The sequence below is a fragment of the Acidovorax sp. 93 genome (genome assembly GCF_003633835.1).
GTDB lineage: Bacteria > Pseudomonadota > Gammaproteobacteria > Burkholderiales > Burkholderiaceae_C > Acidovorax > Acidovorax facilis.
Window position 1 is genome coordinate 125864 of sequence record NZ_RBIT01000001.1, and the last position, 19665, is coordinate 145528.

Annotated in this window: 21 protein-coding genes; 12 read left to right on the forward strand and 9 right to left on the reverse strand. The window is 64.0% G+C overall.

Features of this window, described 5'->3' with window-relative positions:
* Positions 1-95: 95 nt before the first annotated feature.
* The 7 genes from C8C93_RS00560 to kefC all read right to left on the reverse strand — a co-directional run bounded on the left by C8C93_RS00560 (position 96) and on the right by kefC (position 8466).
* Complete coding sequence (locus C8C93_RS00560; RefSeq protein ID WP_121505556.1) at positions 96-740, reverse strand: trimeric intracellular cation channel family protein; 645 nt, start codon at positions 738-740, stop codon at positions 96-98.
* A gap of 171 nt (positions 741-911) precedes the next feature.
* Positions 912-1286 carry a hypothetical protein gene (locus C8C93_RS00565; RefSeq protein WP_121505557.1) on the reverse strand — a complete coding sequence of 125 codons (375 nt, stop codon included), beginning with the start codon at positions 1284-1286 and terminating at the stop codon, positions 912-914.
* Positions 1283-2146 (reverse strand): hypothetical protein, encoded by an 864-nt coding sequence (locus C8C93_RS00570; RefSeq protein ID WP_121505558.1) that lies wholly within the window; start codon positions 2144-2146, stop codon positions 1283-1285. The genes C8C93_RS00565 and C8C93_RS00570 overlap by 4 nt, the downstream gene beginning before the upstream one ends.
* 43 nt (positions 2147-2189) lie before the next feature.
* Entirely contained in the window at positions 2190-3332 is a 1143-nt protein-coding gene (locus C8C93_RS00575; RefSeq protein ID WP_121505559.1) for a PepSY domain-containing protein, read from the reverse strand.
* 31 nt (positions 3333-3363) lie between these two features.
* A complete protein-coding gene (locus tag C8C93_RS00580; protein ID WP_121505560.1) occupies positions 3364-5523 on the reverse strand; it encodes a TonB-dependent siderophore receptor in 2160 nt (719 codons plus the stop codon).
* 425 nt (positions 5524-5948) lie between these two features.
* Positions 5949-6290, reverse strand: coding sequence for a DUF3658 domain-containing protein (locus C8C93_RS00585; protein ID WP_121505561.1), 342 nt, complete (start codon positions 6288-6290; stop codon positions 5949-5951).
* 277 nt (positions 6291-6567) lie between these two features.
* The gene (gene kefC, locus C8C93_RS00590; RefSeq protein WP_121505562.1) at positions 6568-8466 is read right to left on the reverse strand and encodes a glutathione-regulated potassium-efflux system protein KefC; all 1899 of its coding nucleotides are present in this window, start codon (positions 8464-8466) and stop codon (positions 6568-6570) included.
* A gap of 253 nt (positions 8467-8719) precedes the next feature.
* Between kefC and C8C93_RS00595 the strand changes: the two genes are divergently transcribed.
* The 4 genes from C8C93_RS00595 (at position 8720) to C8C93_RS00615 (ending at position 11778) form a co-directional block, all read left to right on the forward strand.
* Entirely contained in the window at positions 8720-9358 is a 639-nt protein-coding gene (locus C8C93_RS00595; protein WP_055398576.1) for a LysE family translocator, read from the forward strand.
* A 108-nt stretch (positions 9359-9466) separates the two neighbouring features.
* Positions 9467-10087, forward strand: coding sequence for a ParA family protein (locus tag C8C93_RS00600; RefSeq protein ID WP_121505563.1), 621 nt, complete (start codon positions 9467-9469; stop codon positions 10085-10087).
* A 96-nt stretch (positions 10088-10183) separates the two neighbouring features.
* A complete protein-coding gene (locus C8C93_RS00605) occupies positions 10184-10648 on the forward strand; it encodes a MaoC family dehydratase (protein WP_056066019.1) in 465 nt (154 codons plus the stop codon).
* 185 nt (positions 10649-10833) lie between these two features.
* Complete coding sequence (locus tag C8C93_RS00615) at positions 10834-11778, forward strand: LysR family transcriptional regulator (RefSeq protein ID WP_121505565.1); 945 nt, start codon at positions 10834-10836, stop codon at positions 11776-11778.
* Between the two features lie 49 nt (positions 11779-11827).
* Here C8C93_RS00615 and C8C93_RS00620 read toward each other — a convergent pair whose 3' ends face one another.
* Both C8C93_RS00620 and C8C93_RS00625 read right to left on the reverse strand, forming a co-directional pair.
* The gene (locus tag C8C93_RS00620) at positions 11828-12355 is read right to left on the reverse strand and encodes a tRNA (cytidine(34)-2'-O)-methyltransferase (RefSeq protein ID WP_055398580.1); all 528 of its coding nucleotides are present in this window, start codon (positions 12353-12355) and stop codon (positions 11828-11830) included.
* 85 nt (positions 12356-12440) lie between these two features.
* Positions 12441-13163 (reverse strand): ComF family protein, encoded by a 723-nt coding sequence (locus tag C8C93_RS00625; RefSeq protein ID WP_121505566.1) that lies wholly within the window; start codon positions 13161-13163, stop codon positions 12441-12443.
* A gap of 23 nt (positions 13164-13186) precedes the next feature.
* On the opposite strand from C8C93_RS00625, the gene C8C93_RS00630 reads away from it, so the two are divergent.
* The 8 genes from C8C93_RS00630 (at position 13187) to C8C93_RS00660 (ending at position 19550) form a co-directional block, all read left to right on the forward strand.
* Positions 13187-14092 carry a biotin synthase gene (locus C8C93_RS00630; RefSeq protein ID WP_121505567.1) on the forward strand — a complete coding sequence of 302 codons (906 nt, stop codon included), beginning with the start codon at positions 13187-13189 and terminating at the stop codon, positions 14090-14092.
* A 151-nt stretch (positions 14093-14243) separates the two neighbouring features.
* Positions 14244-14720 (forward strand): DUF2244 domain-containing protein, encoded by a 477-nt coding sequence (locus C8C93_RS00635; RefSeq protein WP_121505568.1) that lies wholly within the window; start codon positions 14244-14246, stop codon positions 14718-14720.
* Positions 14721-14779: 59 nt separating this feature from the next.
* Positions 14780-15949 carry a cytochrome c oxidase subunit II gene (gene coxB / locus C8C93_RS00640; RefSeq protein ID WP_055398584.1) on the forward strand — a complete coding sequence of 390 codons (1170 nt, stop codon included), beginning with the start codon at positions 14780-14782 and terminating at the stop codon, positions 15947-15949.
* Positions 15950-15979: 30 nt separating this feature from the next.
* On the forward strand, positions 15980-17611 hold the full coding sequence (ctaD, locus tag C8C93_RS00645; protein ID WP_055398585.1) for a cytochrome c oxidase subunit I: 1632 nt from the start codon (positions 15980-15982) through the stop codon (positions 17609-17611).
* A gap of 11 nt (positions 17612-17622) precedes the next feature.
* Entirely contained in the window at positions 17623-17733 is a 111-nt protein-coding gene (locus tag C8C93_RS25305; RefSeq protein WP_212742253.1) for a cytochrome oxidase small assembly protein, read from the forward strand.
* 13 nt (positions 17734-17746) lie between these two features.
* Positions 17747-18382 (forward strand): cytochrome c oxidase assembly protein, encoded by a 636-nt coding sequence (locus C8C93_RS00650; protein WP_121505569.1) that lies wholly within the window; start codon positions 17747-17749, stop codon positions 18380-18382.
* Entirely contained in the window at positions 18379-18603 is a 225-nt protein-coding gene (locus tag C8C93_RS00655; RefSeq protein ID WP_055398587.1) for a DUF2970 domain-containing protein, read from the forward strand. The genes C8C93_RS00650 and C8C93_RS00655 overlap by 4 nt, the downstream gene beginning before the upstream one ends.
* A 65-nt stretch (positions 18604-18668) precedes the next feature.
* On the forward strand, positions 18669-19550 hold the full coding sequence (locus tag C8C93_RS00660; protein ID WP_121420955.1) for a cytochrome c oxidase subunit 3: 882 nt from the start codon (positions 18669-18671) through the stop codon (positions 19548-19550).
* Positions 19551-19665: the final 115 nt, after the last annotated feature.

Sequence of the window (19665 nt, forward strand, 5' to 3'; positions counted from 1 at the left end):
CCTGGTATCGAACCGGCCCAGTGTGCGGGCCTTGGGTTCAGCATGCTGTCACGGGTGCGCCAGCCCGAAGGGGGCGAGGCCGATGCGCAGGCCGGTCACACCCGCCAGGCAGGCAGCTCCCAGTTGCGCCACAGCGCCAGCCCGCGCAGCCCGGCCGTGAGCAGCACGCAGACCACCAGCGGTGCCCAATCGGGCGCTTGCAGGTGGCGCAAGGCCACGTCGGCCCAGCCACCGGCAAACGCGCACAGCGCGTAGGGGCGGTGGTCGCTGAAGGCCTGGGGCACCTCGTTGCACAGCACATCGCGCAGCACGCCGCCAAACACGCCAGTGGTCACGCCCATCATCACGCTGATGATGGGCGGCATGCCGATGGCGGTGGCAATGTCCACACCCACGGCGGCAAACAGGCCCAGGCCAATGGCGTCGGGCAGCAGCATGGCGCGCTCGGTGGGCTGAAAGTGGCGCTGGCGCATAAACAGCATGGCGCCGATGCACAGCGCCAGAATGCCCCATACGAATTCGGTGTGGCGGATCCAGAAGAAAGGCCGCTGGTCCAGCAGCAGGTCGCGCAGCGTGCCCCCGCCAAACGCGGCCACAAAGGCCACGACACACACGCCCACGGCATCGAGCCGCTTGCGCGCGGCCATGATCACGCCCGACAGGGCAAACGCGATGGTGGCGGCCACTTCCAGCGTGAAGCGCAGTGTGTGAATCCAGGGGGCGTCGAGCGGCAGGTCCATGGGCGCGATTGTGCCGTGGCGCTGTGGGAGCGGGCAGGGGCTTGCAGCACGCTGCCTGTCAAGTTTTGCTATTGAAAATATAGCTTATAGCGCTTTCTGATAAAGCGCTAGGGCCTGTTTTTATCCAAAAACAATCTGCCAACGTCCCTGCTCCTGGACAACTGGGGTGCTTCATGACGCCAAGCCCCCCGCCCGAAGAAGCTGCCAGGCCAGCGCCAGCAAACAGCCCGTGCCGCCCAGTGCGCCCAGGCGGTGTCCCCAGCGCAGGCTGCCCGCGGGCCATTGGTTCATGGCCAGCACCAGCAGCCAGCCCATCACCATCCAGGCCGCCACCACCAGCGCCAGCCCCGCCGCCAGCCCCGCCGCAGCGGTGGCCGCGAGGGCCTGCAGCACCAGGGTAGCCAGAACCACCGCCCAGGCGCGCCGGGATGCCGCAGTGGCGGGGGGCGTGCCGTCGCCCCAGGCGCGGGTGGGCACGGTGCGCGCCCAGCGGGTCAGTGCGATCAATGAGGCCAGCGCGGCGCTGGCGCCGATGAGTTCGTTCATGCGGCCTCCGGCGGGTGGCGGTCGGGCCCAGGGTTGGGCGCTGGCGGCGCCCCGTGGCCCGCCCGCCGCCAGCGCAGCGCCCACCACGCCTGTCCTGCGCGCCACCGCAGCGGTGCCCCCACAGCCAGGGCACACAGCGCCGACGCCACTGCCCACTGCACCATCCCCGCCTTGGCCGCCAGGCCGCCATAGGCCAACGCGGCCAGTGCCCACAGCAGCACGGCGGTGCGGGGCGTCCAGTGGCGCAAGGTGGCAGCGGGCAGGGCCACGAAGAAGGCGAGCAGCAGGCCCAGCATGCCCGACGAACGTGCGGGTTCGGTCGCCACGATGTGGGCCAGGCGGAAGGATTCCACCGCTAGCACACCGGTCAGCCAGAAGGGCCAGTGGGCTGACCCCACCCAGCGGGCCCAGCCGCGTGGGTGCCAGCGCGGGGGGGCGGTGGTTGTGTGCACTGCAGAGCCCGGTCGGGCCACGGCCGCAGACCGCGACGCCCTGCGCCGGTGCGCCTGCACCCGCTGGGGGCCGATGAAAACCGCGATGCCCCCAAAGACCAGCCCCATGGCGACCAGGCTGACGAACATGGCGGGTCCTTGGGCACTGCCCAGCACCAGCCCGGCCACACCGGCCACGGCCAGCAGCGCGCCCGCTCCACCCAGCGAGACGCGCCACAGCGCCACCGTGCGCAGCGCCCACGCCGCTGCAGCCGACAGCAGCAGCCACACGCCGATGAGCGCCCACACCGACCACACGGGCCGCTGCGCCAGCGAGGGCAGACCTGCAGGCCCCCACAGGTGCACAAACACCGCCACGATGAGCGCGGCGGGCGTGGTGGCGTGCAGTGCCAGAAAGAAACGTTGCATGGTGGGCGAAGCTGTGACGCTGTGAGAGAGACGCTGGTGGGTGTCAGCCTGCCGCCGCGATGCCGCCCGCGGCGCCCTGCGCAGCCTCTGCATCGCGCCTGCGCTGCTGGCGCGCATCCAGCCAGATCAGCGTGCCCGAGATCGACAAAAACGCGGGTGTCATGCCCAGAAAGAAATAGAGCCATTTCAGCGCCAGACCGCCAAAATCGCCAAAGTGCAGGGGCTCCATCAGCCCATTGACCAGCGACCAGAAGCCCGCCGTGCGCGGGTCGTGCACCTTCTTCGGCACGCCCGTGGCGGCATGGATGTCCACCCGCGCGGTGCTGGCCAGGTGGTCGCTCAGGTTGCCGGTGAAGCCCGCCTCGGCGGTGCCTGTGCCCCAGCGGCGCAGCGACACATAACGCGCCTCCAGCCCCGGCACGGCCTGCTGCGCGGTGGCGTACAGAGTGTCCAGCGACTGCATGGGCACGGGCTCGCTGGCCTCGGCCTTGCGCGCAGGCTTGGTGGCCGTCATTGCTGCAGGGGTGGTGATGTATTGGTAGCCCTGCTCAAACAGCGGCGCCAGCCCCATCCATGCGCCTGTGGCCGCGATCAGGATGTGAAAGCCCAGCCCCCAGATGCCTGCGGACTTGTGCAGGTCCGACATCACCACGCGGAAGCTGCGGCCCCAGCGCTGCGTGAACAGCTCGGCCAGGATCTTGCGGTGGATGACGATGCCCGTGGCAATCAGCACCAGCATCGCCGCGCCGAGGAACCCCACGATCCAGCGCGGCCCGAAGAACAAAAACACATGCAGCATGCGCAGGTACTGGCCGAGCTGGCTGTCCACCGGGCCCACCACCGCGCCTGTGTCGGAGCGCATGGCCACCTTGGTGCGCGTGTTGGCAGGCGCGCCGCGCTCGCGCACAAACGCGAAGTAGCTGGGGTTGACGGCATCCGGCAGCGCAATGGTCTCCACCGTGGCGCCAGGGTAGCGGGTCTGCAGCTGCGTGAGCACCGCGTCGAGCGAGGCCGGCTTTTCCGAGCGTGGCAGCTTTGCCAGTGAAGGGTTGGCCCAGAGGTCGATCTCGTTCTTGAACACCACCACCGCGCCCGAAAAGCACACGATGAACATCAGCAGCCCCGTGACGATGCCTGCCCAGGAGTGCAGGGTGAACAGACGGTTGAGCGTGCGCTGGCTGGTCATGGCGTGCGGGCGGCAGGGGTGGAGCAGTGCGTCAGAAGAAGTAGGTCACGCCCAGGCTGAAGTTGCGTGGCAACGCGGGCGAGACCACGTTGGCGTTGATCGCGCCGTCGTAATACGCCTTGTTGAACACGTTCTTCACGCCCGCGGTCACGCGGTAGTTCTCGCCCACGTAGCTCACGGACGCATCGGCCACAAAGTACGAAGGCAGTGTGAACGGGTACGAGCCAATCTGCTCGCTCACATACCGCCCGCCCAGGCCCAGCGTCACGCGCTGGTACTGCGGCAGCTTGTACGTGGCCCAGGCCGTGAGCGTGTGGCGCGGCGTGAGGTTGAGTGGCTTGCCCACGATGGCAGTGTTGGTGTCACGCGTGACCTTGGTCTGTGTGTAGGTGTAGGCGCTGGTGATCTTCCAGCCGTTCTTCAGGTCTGCACCCAGCTCCAGCTCCAGCCCGCGTGCGCGCTGCTCGCCTGTCTGCACGCTGAAGCCCGTGTTCACCGGGTCGGCCGTAGTCACGTTCTCGCGCACCAGGTCAAACACGGCGAGCGCGCCGGTGACCTGGCCGCCGGGGGCTTCGTACTTCACGCCCGCCTCCCACTGCTTGCCGGTTTCGGGCACAAAGTTCGATCCGCCAAACGTCAGGCCCGACTGGGGCAGAAACGACTCGCCATAGCTGCCATACGCGGCCCAGCCGGGCTTGAACTCGTACACCAGCCCGGCCGACAGCGTGGTGGCGTTGTCCTTCTGGCGCGTCTGCGTGTTGGCCACGCGGTTGTTCGTATCGGTGGTGGACCAGTCGCGGCGCAGGCCCACCAGGGCCGTCCAGCCCTGGCCAAACTTGATCTGGTCCTGCGCATACAGGCCCGCCACGGTGAGCTTGGCGGGCGCATCCTGCGTCAGCGCCTCGGGGCAGGTGGCCTGCATGCCATACACGGGTGCAAACAGGTCCAGCGCACCGATGCGGCAGGTGCGGCTGGCCAGCAGGCTGGTGCCGCTGCGCGCATCGAGGCCCGTCACCAGCTGATGCTTCACGCCCAGCGCTTCAAAGCGTGACAGCAGCGAGGTGTCGGTGGCCAGCAGATCGTAGTCCATGTACTGGCGCGAGGCCTGGCGGTTCTGCAGCCGCTGGTTGGCCTGCAATGCCTGGTTGGAGACGAAGTTGCCCGTGCCCTTCTCGGTCTCGTAGCGCACGTTCTGGCGGAAGGTCATGGCCTCCGACATCTTGTGCTCCAGTGTGTAGCCCACGGTTTTGCTCTCTACGTCATACCCGCCAAAACTTGGGTCGCCCGTGAACATCGTGACGGGCAGCGTGCCGTTGCGGTTGGGCAGCAGCGTGCCGTAGGGCGTGATGCCCTGCTGGCGCATCCACTGGCTCTGGCTGTAGGTGGCAAACAGCACCAGGTCGGTCTGCGGGCCCAGGTCGATGGATAGCGATGGCGCAAACCAGCGGTCCTTGCGGTAAACGAACTGTGTGGGGTCGTCCACGTTGGAGACATGCGCATTGATGCGCAGCGCCGTCTTGCCCGATTCGGACAGGGGCCTGTTGATGTCGGCCTGCAGCGTGCGCTGGCCGAAACTGCCCACCTCCACGCCCACCTCGTTGATCGCCTCCTTCTTGGGCCGCTTGCTCACCGCGTTGACGATGCCGCCGGGCTGCACCTGGCCGTACAACACTGAGGCCGAGCCCTTGAGCACCTCGAAGCGCTCGTAGCCGTAGGGCTGCAGCTTGGCCCACATGCCGGGGCTTTGCACCAGGCCATCGACCAGGATCGATTCGGTGGAGCGAAATCCCCGGATGTTCAGGTCGTCAAACCCCCGGCGCCCAAAGTTGACCGGGCTGACCCCCGCCACCGTCTGCAGCGCTTGCTGCACGTTGGTGATCTGCCGCGACTCCATTTGCTCGCGCGTGACCACGCTGACGGACTGTGGGGTTTCCAACCGCCGCATGGGCGCCTTGCTGGCGGTCTGTGCCTCCACGGGCGCAAAACCCATGTCTTTTTCGGTGCTGGCGTTGATGCGGACTTCTTGCAGCTGGGGCGCTGCCGTTGCTGGGTCTGCAGTGGGTGCGCTGCCCTGCTGCGCCATGGCGGCCTGGGCGAGGCACAAGGCCAGCGGGGTCAGGGTGAAGAGGCGGGCCGCGCGGACGGATGGCAAGCGCGCGGCGTGCGCGGAGCGCAGGGGCTGAGAAGGCATGGGGGTCCCGATGAAGGTGAGCGGACAACAAACGCTGGGGGCGCTGGCTCACGTGGCAAGGGACGTTGGCTGGCGAGAAAGTGATGAATTATAATGCGAATGGTTATCGTTTGAAATTATGCAATGAAGTGACTGGAGTGCGAGAAGTCGCAGTGCCTTCTTGAGGGAGTTGAGGTAAACACCACCGCCGTGCGGCGCGAAAACTGGGACTGTTTGGGCTATTCCGGGACAACGCGAAACGTATCGTTGAAACGAAGTAGCAATCCATGTAGCAGCACGCGGCCCCGCCAGGAGCCCAATCTGAACTCCGAGGCTAGACTTCTGCCTTCGGCCATGAGCGGTCGTTTGCTGCAAGGACTCGAAGCCACTTAACCCGCAGCAATTCTCTGTTGGCGTCGGCTTTGCGAACCAACTGGCGTCACTAATTATTTCGCTGAGCTACGCATGGCCGATTCCGAGTCTTGAGGAAGGCGGATCTCGCTGTAACGCATGTAGTTCAAGTTTCCAGCTGACTCGAGCTTGCGCTGGTTGACCAGAGCGACTACCCGGGTGGCATAGCAAACGTCCGGCAGACGCATCTCCTTAAAGGGCTGAGTCATCATTGTCGTTCCAACAACTCTCGCGACCTTGCGCCAGCTATGAGCGCAATTTGTCAAGAGTGCAGAATCGATTTCCCGAATCGTAGATTCGCTCAGCGCATCTAGAAGGGCTTGCTCATCCTCAAACAATGGAAGGTCGGGCTGATCGTCGTCTTTGTCTGTTGACATGAGTTTTCCTTAGGCGCGGAGGCAACCCAATAGCTTACGAACTGTTTGGGCAGGACACCAGATAGGCGATTTCCGAGCAGAAGATTACTTCACACCCCTGATCGCGAAAGGATGCGACGTTCAGCGTCGCCTTCAGGCCCATAGCGGAAGTTGCGACATGCCGCAGAAGCAAATTTTGCGGTGCTTGACATCTAGGTGGAGCCCTCCGCTCCGCGCGAGGTTTTTGCTATTAAATGTGTAGCTAAAAGTCATGATGGTCGAGCGGAGGAAGCTATTTTCAATCCAATTTTTGGATAGAGGTAGCACCCTCCCCATCCTCGGCCCCTTCCGCCCCGCCATACCCTGGGTACGCCCCTCCCGCCGCATTCAACGCCGCACTTTCCTGCCGCTCCCGCGCCATCTGCTCCGCAAACTGGTTGCGCCCTTCTCGCGCCACGGCGATGAACTTGGCGCGGTCCTTGTGGTGCGGGTACATGCGGTCGGCCAGGGCGATGTTGTGGGTGCGAAAACGCTGGGTGATGGCGGTGGCTTGCGCAGGGGGCAGGCCCATCAGCTCCAGCACGGTGTGGGCGCTTTGCAGGCTGGACTCGAACAGCTCGCGCTGCACCAGGGTCACGCCCAGGTCGCGCAGCTTGTTCCAGTGCGTCACATCGCGCGCGCGCGCCACGATCTGCAGCTGGGGGAAGTGTTCGCGCGCCAGCTTGGCGATCTTGAGGGATTGATCCGCATCGTCCACGGCAATGACGAGGATGCGCGCATGTTCGGCCCCGGCGATGCGCAGCAGGTCGAGCCGCGTGGCGTCGCCGTAGAACACGCGGTAGCCGAAGGTGCGGGCCACTTCCAGCATGTCCACGCTGTGGTCCAGCACGGTGGTGGGGATGCCTTGGGCCAGCAGCACGCGCGAGACGATCTGACCATAGCGGCCGAAGCCCGCGATGATGATGGGCGCCTCTTGGGGTTCGGAAATTTCCTCGGCCTGGGGCGTTGTGTTTTTGAGCTGTGCGTAGCGGCGCAGCAGCACGCGGTCCAGCAGCACCAGCAGCAGCGGGCTGATCAGCATCGACAGCGCCACGGCCCCAATCAGCAGCGAGGCAGTCTCGGCCGGGAACACGTTGGCGCCGGCGGCGGCCTGGAACACCACAAACGCAAACTCGCCGCCCTGGGCCAGCAGCAGGGTGAACACCGGCCGCTCCTGGTAGGGGATGCCGACGATCTTGGCCAGGGAGTAGATGACCACGGCCTTGGCCGCCAGAAATCCGACCAGGATGGCTGCCATGAGCCCGGGCGAGCGCAGGATCACGCCGAAGTCGATGCTCATGCCCACGGCGATGAAGAACAGCCCGAGCAACAGGCCCTTGAAGGGTTCGATGTCGGCCTCCAGCTCGCGGCGGTATTCGCTGTCGGCCAGCAGCACGCCGGCAAGAAAGGCGCCCAGCGCCATCGACAGGCCCACCAGCACCATCAGGTAGGCAATGCCCACCACCAGCAGCAGCGCGGCGGCGGTGAAGATCTCGGGGGTGTTGCTCTTGGCGATCCAGCGCAGCACGGGGCGCAGCAGCAGGCGCCCGCCGAGGATGATGGCGGCGATCACGCCGACGATCTTGAGCACCTCCAGCACCATCTCGCCCGGCGTGTGGCCCGCGCCTTCGCCAGCGGCGGCGCCCAGCACGGGCAGCAGGGCCAGGATGGGGATGGCGGCCACGTCCTGGAACAGCAGGATCGAAAAACCTGCCTGGCCGCTGCTGGTGCGCATCAGGTTGCGCTCGGCCAGCACCTGCAGCGCAATCGCCGTGGACGACAGCGCCAGGCCCAGTGCGCCCACCAGGCTCACGCGCCAGGGCAGGCCAGCCAGCGCACCCAGCGCAAACAGCACAGCTGCGCAGCCCAGCACCTGGGCGGTGCCGGTGCCAAAGATGGGGCGGCGCAGCGCCCACAGGCGGCTGGGTTGCAGCTCCAGCCCGACCAGGAAGAGCATGAGCACCACGCCGAATTCGGCAAAGTGCAGGATGTCCTGCACGTTGCTGACCAGCCCCAGGCCCCAGGGCCCGATGGCGATGCCCGCCGCCAAGTAGCCAATGATGGCGCCCAGGCCCAGCGCCTTGGCAATGGGCACGGCCAGCACGGCGGCGGTGAGGTACAGGAAACCGTAGGTGAGCCAGGTGGGGGCGTGTTCCATGGAGGCGCGGCAATAGTGGTGGCGTTGGGAGGGGCGTCGCAGGGGGCGGACGGGCGGGCGTGGGCGTGTCAGGATTCTGGCATTGCCGTAGCGATGCGGGGGTGCGCATGGCATAGCATTGAAATGCTTCTATTTTGATAGCTGGTAGCGCTTTATGGTCAAGCGCTAGCAGGCATTTTTATCCAGATCATGGCAGCGACACGGGGGCGTTGTTAAGATGCTCGCCCTTCTTCGCACACGGGCTTGGTGATTCATGGACTTTCAGACTTGGCTGGCTTTTTTTGCGGCATCGTGCCTGATTGCGGTGTCGCCGGGTTCGGGGGCCGTGTTGTCGATGAGCCATGGGCTGTCGTACGGCGTGCGCAAGACGGGCGCCACCATCCTGGGCCTGCAGCTGGGCCTGTTGCTGATTTTGCTGATTGCCGGGGCGGGCGTGGGTTCGCTGCTGCTGGCGTCCGAGGTGGCTTTCAGCGTGGTGAAAGTGCTGGGCGCCTGCTATCTGATCTATGTGGGCTTTGCGCAGTGGCGTGCCGGGGACAAATCGCCGGTGCAGGGCGATGAAGCAGAGTCGGCCGGCACCTGGCAAAAACGCTGCCTCACGGGTTTTTTGACCAACGCCACCAACCCCAAGGGCATTATCTTCATGGTGGCGGTGCTGCCCCAGTTCATGACCGACACGCGCCCACTGTGGACGCAGCTGGTGGTGATGGCCGCCACCACGGTGACGGTGGACGTGGTGGTGATGCACGGCTACGCTGCAGGGGCCAGCGCGCTGCGCCGCCTGATGCGCAGCGCGCGTGCGGTGCGGGCGCAAAACCGTGTGTTTGGCGGCTTGCTGATGGCGGTGGGCGCCGGGCTGTTCTTCGTCAAGCGCGGCGGGCAGCACGCTTGATAGGATGGTTGCGCTTCGATTTTAATAGCTGCTTACGCTTGCCTATAAAGCGCTAGAGGCTGATTTGGCTTGGTTTTTCATGGATACGCAGATTCCAAGGAGGTTGTCATGCCAGTAGTTGTTGTCGCCAACCCGAAGGGTGGTGTGGGCAAGTCCACACTGTCCACCAACATCGCGGGCTACTACGCGAGCCAGGGGCATCCCGTGATCCTGGGCGACACCGACCGGCAGGAATCCGCCAAGCTCTGGCTGGGTCTGCGCCCGCCAGCCGCGCGCCCCATTGGCGCCTGGGATGGCATCAGCTCGGACGTGATCAGCCGCCCGCCCAAGGGCACCACGCACGCGGTGCTCGACACCCCTGCCGGGCTGCACGGCTGGCGGCTGAACGATGTGCTCAAGCTGGCCGACAAGATCATCGTGCCGCTGCAGCCCAGCGTGTTCGACATCTTTGCCACACGCAGTTTCCTGGACCAGCTGGCCGAGCACCGCCGCGCTGAAGGGGTGCAGATCGGCATCGTGGGCATGCGCGTGGACGCCCGCACCAAGGCCGCCGAGCAGCTGCACCATTTTGTGGACAGCCTGGGCTTCCCGGTGCTGGGCTACCTGCGCGATACGCAGAACTACATCCACCTGGCGGCGCATGGCCTCACGCTGTTTGACGTGGCGCCCGGCCGCGTGGCGCGCGACCTGGAGCAGTGGCAGGGCATCTGTGCATGGCTCAATTCTTGAAGGTCAGCGTGAAGCAGAACGTACAACCAGCCCCTCGGGAAAACACCTGTCACCCGGCAGACAAGGCGCGCCAAGGCGCGGGGCTACATTGCGACGATGAAAATCTTCCGCTCTTATTCCGAAGTCAGCGCCTGCGTGGGCCAGGAGGTCGCCGTGACCGACTGGATCACCATCACGCAGGAACAGGTCAACCTGTTTGCCCAGGCCACGGGCGACCACCAGTGGATCCATGTGGACCCCGAGCGTGCCAAGGCCGGGCCGTTTGGCGCGCCCATTGCGCATGGGTTTCTCACGCTGTCGCTGATCCCGCAGTTTTTCGAGACGGGCCTGACCATCGAGGGTGCGCGCATGGGCGTGAACTACGGGCTGAACAAGGTGCGCTTCACGGCACCGGTGCCGGTGGGCAGCCGCCTGCGCGCGCGCCTCACCTTGCAGGCTGCCGAGCCCGTGGCGCCCGATGGTATGCAGATGACCTGGCTGGTGACCGTGGAGCGCGAGGGCAGCGACAAGCCGGTGTGCGTGGCCGAGTCTTTGGCGCGCAATTTCGGCGCCCCGGCGTAGCAGGACAACCCCCTGAGCGGCTGCGCCGCTTCCCCCTTCTCTCGAATGGCTGCGCCATTCGGGAAGGGAGACACCGCCAGCGCGGCGGGGCGGCCCTTGCGCGGCGGTCGCTGGCCTGGATCCAGCGTGTTCCACGGACTGTGTTCTCGTTAGATGCTCGTGTTTTTGGGCAGGAGGTCTGAACCATGGACCGCCTGCAAGCCATGAAAATTTTCGAGCGTGTGGTGGAAGAGGGCGGCTTTGCCGCCGCCGCCCGCGCCATGGACATGTCACCCCCCGTGGTCACCCGCATGGTGGCCGAGCTGGAGCAGCATCTGGGCACGCGGCTGCTGCAGCGCACTACCCGCAAGCTGGCGCTCACCGACGCGGGTGATGCCTATCTGCAGCGCGTACGCACCATCCTGCACGAGATCGACGACGCCGAAGCGGCAGCGGCGGCCAACACGCGCGATCTGCGCGGCACCATCCGCATCGTTGCGGCGCCTGTGCTGGCGACCAACTTTCTGGCGCCCATGGTGGCGCTGTGGCATGCGGAATTCCCCAAGCTGTTGCTTGACATCGACCTGGACGCCTATGCCTCGGCGAGGGTGGATGAATATGATGTGACCATCATGGTGGCGGGCGAGGATTTTGATGCCAACATCGTGGCACGCCCCCTGTTGAAGGGGGAGGCGATTGTTGTTGCATCACCCGACTACCTGGAGCGCAAGGGCATTCCGCGCGAGCCGCAAGACCTGCTGCAACACGACTATCTGCGCGACTCCGGCATGGCCGCGCGAGCGCAGTTGGGGCCAGCGCGCAAGCTGCGCCTGCAATCGCTCAACGGCAGCATGCCCGCGCAAGAGGTCGATGTGCCGGCAGTGCTGCAATCGGTCAGCACCGAGCTGCTTCTGCGCGCGGCGGTAGACGGCGCGGGGGTGGCCGTCACATCGCGCCTTCTGGCCGAGGAACACCTGGCCCGTGGCGAACTGGTGCACATCCTGCCGGCGTGGATTTTTTCGCGCTACACCATCTATGCCGCGCTGCCGTCCGGCCGCATGCTGCCCGCGCGCACCAAGGTGTTTCTGGACTTTCTCAGCGAGCAGGTGCCCCTGGCCGTGGCGGACCAACGCGGGCAGCAGTCCAAGTAGCCCAAGGCCATCGGCCAGGGTGATGCACCCACCAACAATCAGCCAGGCATCAACCCAGCTGCGCAAATCCGCTGATGATGGTGCCCTCTGGCTCCACGGCGATTTCGCCGTCGGGCATGGCAAAACTGTTCTGGCGCCAGGCTTCGAACACCGTCACAGCCACGGCGTTGGACAAATTCAGGCTGCGCTGGCCCGCCACCATGGGCAGGCGCAGGCGTTGCGCGGGCGGAAAACTCTCGCGCAGTTCGGGCGGAAGCCCCCGCGTTTCAGCGCCAAACACCATCCAGTCGCCCGGCAGGAAGCAGGTGGAATGCACGGGCTGCGAGCCGTGCGTGGTCATCGCGAACATGCGGGTCGGGTCTGGTTGGGTATCCCGCAGGAAGGCGGTCCAGCCTGCATGCACTTGCACCTGGGCGTATTCGTGATAGTCCAGCCCCGCACGGCGCATCTGGCGGTCTTCCATCGAGAACCCGAGCGGCTCGATGAGGTGCAGAGTGCACCCCGTGTTGGCCGCCAGGCGAATCACATTCCCCGTGTTGGGCGGTATCTCGGGTTCGACGAGGACGATATGGAACATGCCGCCAATTGTCATCGCTGGGCGTGTGAGTTGAGCAACCGCTCGTAATCAAAAGTATCCCGCTGGTACTGCGAGGTTGCGGGGCTCAGTCGAGCCCCGTGCGCGCCAGGACGGCGGCGGTGACATGCGTCACGCCTGCCTCGCGCAGCGCCAGGGTGGCCGCCTGCAGCGTGGCACCGGTGGTCATCACGTCATCGATCAGCACCACCCGCTGGCCGCGCAGGGCTGCCGCGCGGCTGGGTTCAACGGCGAAGGCGCCGCGCAGGTTGCGCATGCGCTGGGCGCGGGGCAGGCTGCTTTGCGCCTCGGTGGCGTGCAGGCGCAGCAGGGTGTGGAGGTCGGTTTTGGGGCCTACCAGGTGCCTTGCCAGCAGGGCCGACTGGTTGAAGCCCCGCTCGCGCAGGCGTTCGGTGGACAGCGGCACCGGAAGCACGCGGTCAGCCGCTTCCAGCGCCGGTTCCATCCACGGCGTGCTGCGCATCAGTGTGGCCAGCGCCTTGGCCCAGCCCGGATCACCGCGAAACTTGAACTGCGCCAGCGCATCGGCCCAGGGGTAGGCGTAGTCCACTGCGGCAATGCAGGCATCAAAGCTGGGCGGGGTCTGGATGCAGGCGCCGCAGACCTCTACCCCTGCGGGCACCCGCAGGGCGCAGCGCTGGCAGCGCGTGGTGGGCTGGGCAAACCGCGCCACGCAGGCGTTGCAGACGCGCTGCGAGGGCCAGGTGTGGCAGAACGCGCACTGGCTGGGCACCTGGTGGGCCCAGGTGTGGAAACGGCGCGAAATCCCTGTCAGGCCCGTAAAAAGCATGAATCAATATACTCGCGCGGCCCATGACGTCCTCCGAGCGCCCCCCCACCATTGATCCCGTTGCTGCGGCCCGCTGGCATGCAGCAGCCCCCGCCGTATCTCCCTGGCTTCATGAAGAAGTGGCCCGCCGCATGGAGGACCGCTTGCAATGGATTCGCCAGGCCCCTGAATCGTGGTGCCATTGGGACGCAGTGCGTGGCGGCCTGCAGGCGCATGCGCTGGTGAGCGCACGCTATCCCAAAGCGCGTTGTCAGATCTACGAAACGGCAGCCCATTGCGAGGACTCTGCCCGGCAGGCGCTGGCCAAGCCGTGGTGGAGCCCTGCACGCTGGAGCGCAGGCAACCCCCAGCTGGGTATGCCAGCAGATGCGAGTGTGCGGATGCTGTGGGCCAACATGGCGCTGCACACGGCAGCCGATCCGCAGGCGCTGATCGCGCAATGGCACCGTGCCCTGGCGGTGGATGGCTACCTGATGTTCTCGTGCCTGGGGCCCGACACCCTGCGTGAACTGCATGCGGTGTATGCCGAGCTGGGCTGGCCCCCGGCCGGGCATGCCTTCACCGACATGCACGATTGGGGTGACATGCTGGTGCACGCCGGTTTTGCCGAACCGGTGATGGACATGGAGCGCATCACGCTCACGTTTGCCACGCCCGAGCGGCTGATTCAAGAGCTGCGCGAGCTGGGTTGCAATCTGCACCCTGATCGCTTTCCCTCATTGCGCGGTCGGCGCTGGCGCGAGAAGCTCTACCAAGTGCTGTCCGACCGGTTGGCAGATCCGCAACAAGGTGGTCAGTTGGCACTGACTTTCGAAATCATTTATGGCCATGCCTTCAAGCCCGCGCCTCGGGTGCGCGTCAGTTCCAGCAGCGCTGTGTCGCTGCAGGACATGCGCACCATGTTGCGCCAGGGCGGCAAAGAGAACTAGCCTGTAACGGCGTGTCAATGACATGGAACAAGGCACGCTACAATTCCGGGTTATTGAGATTTCGGGCATCTTCCCGCGCAACTTTGCGGGCTGCGCCTGTCTTGCCTTTGGCATGACAGGCGCCCAGCTGGCAGTCTTGTGAGCACTTCTGGTGACGGGCTTGGTTTTTCGTTTTGCCACGGTGTCGGGTCAACGCATTGACTGGCGTCTCGTTCGCAACTGTTCGGTCACGCCGGTGCAGTTGGGCTGGATGTATCTGTCCTTGTGTGTGGTGTCCCTGGGTATCGCAACGTGCTTCTGGATACTCGGTGCCCGCCTGGTCATGCCCTTTGCGTGGCTGGAGATGGTGGCGGTAGGAGTTGCATTCGCCATGTACGGTCGCCATGCGGCGGATGGCGAGAGGATTTCGCTGCAGGGTTCGCGCCTTGTGGTGGAACTGGAGACAGCAGGCAAGCTGGAGCGCGCCGAGTTTGACCGGAGTTGGGTTCGCGTAGAGCCCAAGTCTGGGGACCGTTCGCTGATCATGCTGTCTGCGCAGGGCCGAACGGTCGAAGTGGGGCGCTTCATGCGCCCCGAACTTCGACCGGCTCTGGCATCGGAGATCCGCATGGCCTTGCGCGCAGCCTGACCCCACGCAGGCGCGCGAAAGGGATTGGTTAAATTGAGGCTTAGAAGTAAGTGAGAACTATGAAGAGCATTTCCAACAAGCTGGCTTCTCTGCTGCTGATTGCCGGTGCATGGGTGGGCTCCGCAGCCCATGCCGTTCAGGACCTGCCTGGCGGCCCTGCAGTCAACCAGCTGAACCTGCATCCCCCGGTCACCAAGATCGCAGAAGAGCAACATTTTCTGCACTGGATGATGCTGATCATCTGCACGGTGATCTTTGTTGCAGTGTTCTCCGTGATGTTCTACTCGATTTGGAAACACCGCCGTTCCAAGGGCGCCAAGTCGGCCAATTTCCATGAATCCGTGACGGTGGAAGTGGTCTGGACCATTGTTCCGTTCATCATCGTGATCCTGATGGCCCTGCCTGCCACCAAGGTGCTGGTGGCCCAGAAGGACACCACCAACGCCGATCTCACCATTAAGACCACGGGCTACCAGTGGAAGTGGGGTTATGACTACATCACCGGCGAGGGCGAGGGTCTGGCCTTCATCTCCACGCTGGACAGCAGCCACCGCGTGATGTCTGACAGCGGCAATGTCAAGGATGCGCCGACCGACTACCTGCTCAAGGTGGACAACCCGATGGTGGTGCCGGTGGGCAAGAAGATCCGCATCATTACGACGGCCAACGACGTGATCCACGCCTTCATGGTGCCCGCCTTCGGCATCAAGCAGGATGCGATCCCTGGCTTTGTACGCGACACCTGGTTCCGCGCCGAGAAGATTGGCGATTACTACGGCCAGTGCGCCGAGCTGTGCGGCAAGGAGCACGCTTACATGCCCATCCATGTGAAGGTCGTGTCTGCTGAGGACTACACCGCCTGGGTGGCTGATCAGAAGAAGAAGGCTGCTGCCAAGCTGGACGACCCCACCAAGGTCTGGGCGCTGGACGACATCATGAAGCGTGGCGAGAAGGTGTATGCCGCCAACTGTGCGGCCTGCCACCAGGCCAACGGCAAGGGCGCTGGCCCCATCAAGCCATTGGACGGTTCGGCCATCGTGCTGGACGCGGACCATGTCAAGCAGATCCAGGTACTGCTCAAGGGCGCAGCCAATGGTGCCATGCCTGCATGGGCGCAACTGAGCGATACCGATATCGCAGCCGTTGCCACCTACACCAAGAATTCGTGGTCCAACAAGACCGGCCAGCTGGTGCAGCCTGCTGAAATCGTGGCCCAGCGCGGCAAGTAATCAGCGCCCTAACGTATTGAGGAATCCAAGATGAGTGCAGTTCTCGACAACCACGGGCATGCGGGCGACCACGCACACGACGACCATGGACACCATGGTCCCACCGGCTGGCGCCGCTGGGTGTATGCCACCAACCACAAGGACATCGGTACCCTGTACCTGCTGTTTGCCTTCGCGATGCTTATGGTGGGCGGCGTCCTGGCGCTGTTGATTCGCGCCGAGCTGTTCCAGCCCGGCCTTCAGCTGGTGAACCCCGAGCTGTTCAACCAGCTCACCACCATGCACGGTCTGATCATGGTGTTCGGCGCCATCATGCCGGCCTTCGTGGGCTTTGCGAACTGGATGATCCCGCTGCAGATCGGCGCATCCGACATGGCTTTTGCCCGCATGAACAACTTCAGCTTCTGGCTGATGATCCCTGCGGCCATCATGCTGGTGGCATCGTTCTTCATGCCCGGTGGCGCTCCTGCTGCGGGCTGGACGCTGTATGCGCCGCTGACGCTGCAGATGGGCCCCTCCATGGATGCCGGCATCTTCGCGATGCACATTCTGGGTGCCTCGTCCATCATGGGCTCGATCAACATCATCGTGACCATCCTGAACATGCGCGCACCCGGCATGACGCTGATGAAGATGCCCATGTTCGCCTGGACCTGGCTCATCACCGCCTACCTGCTGATCGCCGTGATGCCCGTGCTGGCTGGCGCCATCACCATGACGCTGACGGATCGCCACTTCGGCACCAGCTTCTTCAACCCCGCTGGCGGCGGTGACCCGGTGATGTACCAGCACATCTTCTGGTTCTTCGGCCACCCCGAGGTGTACATCATGATCTTGCCGGCCTTCGGCATCATCAGCCAGATCGTGCCTGCATTTGCCCGCAAGAAGCTGTTCGGCTACGCCTCCATGGTGTACGCCACGTCGTCCATCGCCATCCTGTCGTTCATCGTGTGGGCCCACCACATGTTCACGACGGGCATGCCCGTGACGGGCCAGCTCTTCTTCATGTACGCCACCATGCTGATCTCCGTGCCCACGGCCGTGAAGATCTTCAACTGGATCGCCACCATGTGGCGCGGCTCCATGACCTTTGAGACCCCCATGCTGTTTGCGGTGGGCTTCATCTTCGTGTTCACCATGGGTGGTTTCACCGGCCTGATTCTGGCCATGGCCCCTATCGATATCCAGTTGCAAGACACGTACTACGTAGTGGCCCACTTCCACTACGTGCTGGTGGCAGGCTCGCTGTTCTCCATGTTTGCTGGTGTCTACTACTGGCTGCCCAAGTGGACGGGTGTGATGTACTCTGAAACGCGCGGCCAGATCCACTTCTGGGGCTCGTTGATCACGTTCAACATCACCTTCTTCCCCATGCACTTCCTGGGTCTGGCCGGTATGCCCCGTCGCTACGCCGACTACCCCATGCAATTCGCTGACTTCAACGCGATTGCCTCGGTCGGCGCGCTGGGCTTCGGTCTGATGCAGGTCTACTTCTTCCTGGCGGTGATTGTTCCTGCCATGCGTGGCAAGGGTGAAAAGGCAGCTGCTAAGCCTTGGGACGGTGCTGAAGGTCTGGAATGGGAAGTTCCCTCCCCAGCGCCTTTCCACACTTTTGAGAATCCACCCAAGCTGGATGCCACGGCCACCCGTGTGATCGGCTGAGGATCACGACCATGACACCCGAGCAGAAAAAGAGCAACCTGCGGATGGCGCTGATCCTGGCGTCGATTGCGGTGGTGTTCTTCGTCGGGTTCATGGCCAAGGTGTTCTTCCTTTCCCGTTGAGTCCACACCTGCCATGAGCCTGCACCGCGAAAACGCCAAGATGGTCGGCAAGCTGGTCGTGATCGCGGCTGGCATGTTCGCCTTCGGCTATGTGCTGATTCCCATCTACAAGCACATCTGCGAGATGACGGGCATCAACATCCTGTCGCTCTCCGAGCGTCAGGTGCCTGGTAACGGCGTGGCGGGCAAGGATGTCAAGGTTCCTGCCAACACGCAGGTGGACAAGACCCGTACGATCACGGTGGAGTTTGATGCCAACGCGCGGGGTCCCTGGGATTTCAAACCTGCCCAGCGATCGGTGCAGGTGCACCCGGGTGAGCTCACCACGGTGATGTACCAGTTTCAGAACATCCAGAACCGCCGCATGGCTGCGCAGGCCATTCCTAGCTATGCGCCTCGCCAGGCTGCTGCACACTTCAACAAGCTGGAGTGCTTCTGCTTTAACCAGTACACGCTGGAGCCCGGCGAGAAAAAGGAATGGCCGGTGGCGTTTGTGATTGACCCCCGTATTTCAAAGGACGTGACGACCATTACGTTGTCCTACACGTTCTTTGAAGTGGGTGGCAAGACACCCGCAGCACCGCAGTCCACAGCAGCCGTGGATGTATCCCTTCCGGCCATTTCCTCATTGGAAGGGGCTGGCTCATGAATACCCCACTGGAGCAGCCCGTGGTGAAGCCGCATGCGCGCAAAGGCTCGTTGCTGCGCACCGTGCGCGCCGTGGCCTGGTCGCTGATCGGCCTGCGCAAGGGCAGCGAATACCAGCAGGATGTCGAAAAACTCAACCCACTGCACATCATTGTGGTGGGATTGATCGCGGTCTTTCTGCTGGTCATCGGCCTGATCGGGCTGGTGAACTGGATCGTGTGAGTGAGTGTGTGTTGGTTGGTACGAACAAATACTGAAAACAAAGATTTTGAGAGTCAGGAGCTGAAATGAGTGCATCAACCCACGGCGGAACCCCGTACTACTATGTGCCTGCCGAGTCGCGTCACCCTGTGATGGCGGCTGCAGGCCTGTTCTTCGTCATTCTGGGCGCAGGGCAGTGGATCAACGGCCACGACTGGGGCAAGTATTCCCTGGCGCTGGGCCTGGTGTGGTGGCTGTTCACGCTGTACCAATGGTTCGGCGATGCGGTGCGTGAGAGTGAAGGTGGCCTGTATGGCCACAAGATCGACCTGTCGTACCGCTGGAGCATGAGCTGGTTCATCTTCTCGGAGGTGATGTTTTTCGGCGCGTTCTTCACGGCCCTGTGGTGGGCGCGTTCGCACTCTGTACCTGCCCTGGGAAGCCTGGACAATGCACTGCTGTGGCCTGATTTCAAGGCGGTCTGGCCCAGTCTGGCTGCTGGTGTGACCGGTTCGCCGGCTGGCATCGTCGAGCCCTTCCAGACGGTGGGCCCTTTCTGGCTGCCCACCATCAACACGGCGCTGCTGTTGACCTCGGGTGTGACGCTGACCATCGCCCACCACGCCCTGCGCGAAAACCATCGCGGCAAGACGATCGGCTTCATGTGGGCCACGGTGCTGCTGGGTTTTGTCTTCCTGCTGGTGCAAGGCTATGAGTATTACCACCTCTACACCGACCTGAACCTCAAGCTCAACTCGGGCGTGTTCGGTTCGACGTTCTTCATGCTGACCGGCTTCCACGGTTTCCACGTGTTCCTGGGTATGCTGATGCTGCTGGTGATCACGCTGCGATTGCAAAAGGGCCATTTCACCGCCGACAAGCACTTCGGTTTCGAGGGCGCTGCCTGGTACTGGCACTTTGTGGACGTGGTGTGGCTGGGTCTGTACGTGCTGGTCTACTGGATGTAAACCGCGCCTGCCATGTAAAAAAAGCGCCTCGCGGCGCTTTTTTTGTTGGCATGCATGCTGTCAGCGCAGAGCCTGGTCCATCGCTGACGGCGTCCTGCTCGCCACGGTTGGAGGG

Bases quoted from the DNA above. Each gene is read 5' to 3' on its own strand.
- C8C93_RS00560 (WP_121505556.1), bottom strand. From the start codon at position 740: ATGGACCTGCCGCTCGACGCCCCCTGGATTCACACACTGCGCTTCACG.
- C8C93_RS00565 (WP_121505557.1), bottom strand. From the start codon at position 1,286: ATGAACGAACTCATCGGCGCCAGCGCCGCGCTGGCCTCATTGATCGCA.
- C8C93_RS00570 (WP_121505558.1), bottom strand. From the start codon at position 2,146: ATGCAACGTTTCTTTCTGGCACTGCACGCCACCACGCCCGCCGCGCTC.
- C8C93_RS00575 (WP_121505559.1), bottom strand. From the start codon at position 3,332: ATGACCAGCCAGCGCACGCTCAACCGTCTGTTCACCCTGCACTCCTGG.
- C8C93_RS00580 (WP_121505560.1), bottom strand. From the start codon at position 5,523: ATGCCTTCTCAGCCCCTGCGCTCCGCGCACGCCGCGCGCTTGCCATCC.
- C8C93_RS00585 (WP_121505561.1), bottom strand. From the start codon at position 6,290: ATGTCAACAGACAAAGACGACGATCAGCCCGACCTTCCATTGTTTGAG.
- kefC (WP_121505562.1), bottom strand. From the start codon at position 8,466: ATGGAACACGCCCCCACCTGGCTCACCTACGGTTTCCTGTACCTCACC.
- C8C93_RS00595 (WP_055398576.1), top strand. From the start codon at position 8,720: ATGGACTTTCAGACTTGGCTGGCTTTTTTTGCGGCATCGTGCCTGATT.
- C8C93_RS00600 (WP_121505563.1), top strand. From the start codon at position 9,467: ATGCCAGTAGTTGTTGTCGCCAACCCGAAGGGTGGTGTGGGCAAGTCC.
- C8C93_RS00605 (WP_056066019.1), top strand. From the start codon at position 10,184: ATGAAAATCTTCCGCTCTTATTCCGAAGTCAGCGCCTGCGTGGGCCAG.
- C8C93_RS00615 (WP_121505565.1), top strand. From the start codon at position 10,834: ATGGACCGCCTGCAAGCCATGAAAATTTTCGAGCGTGTGGTGGAAGAG.
- C8C93_RS00620 (WP_055398580.1), bottom strand. From the start codon at position 12,355: ATGTTCCATATCGTCCTCGTCGAACCCGAGATACCGCCCAACACGGGG.
- C8C93_RS00625 (WP_121505566.1), bottom strand. From the start codon at position 13,163: ATGCTTTTTACGGGCCTGACAGGGATTTCGCGCCGTTTCCACACCTGG.
- C8C93_RS00630 (WP_121505567.1), top strand. From the start codon at position 13,187: ATGACGTCCTCCGAGCGCCCCCCCACCATTGATCCCGTTGCTGCGGCC.
- coxB (WP_055398584.1), top strand. From the start codon at position 14,780: ATGAAGAGCATTTCCAACAAGCTGGCTTCTCTGCTGCTGATTGCCGGT.
- ctaD (WP_055398585.1), top strand. From the start codon at position 15,980: ATGAGTGCAGTTCTCGACAACCACGGGCATGCGGGCGACCACGCACAC.
- C8C93_RS25305 (WP_212742253.1), top strand. From the start codon at position 17,623: ATGACACCCGAGCAGAAAAAGAGCAACCTGCGGATGGCGCTGATCCTG.
- C8C93_RS00650 (WP_121505569.1), top strand. From the start codon at position 17,747: ATGAGCCTGCACCGCGAAAACGCCAAGATGGTCGGCAAGCTGGTCGTG.
- C8C93_RS00655 (WP_055398587.1), top strand. From the start codon at position 18,379: ATGAATACCCCACTGGAGCAGCCCGTGGTGAAGCCGCATGCGCGCAAA.
- C8C93_RS00660 (WP_121420955.1), top strand. From the start codon at position 18,669: ATGAGTGCATCAACCCACGGCGGAACCCCGTACTACTATGTGCCTGCC.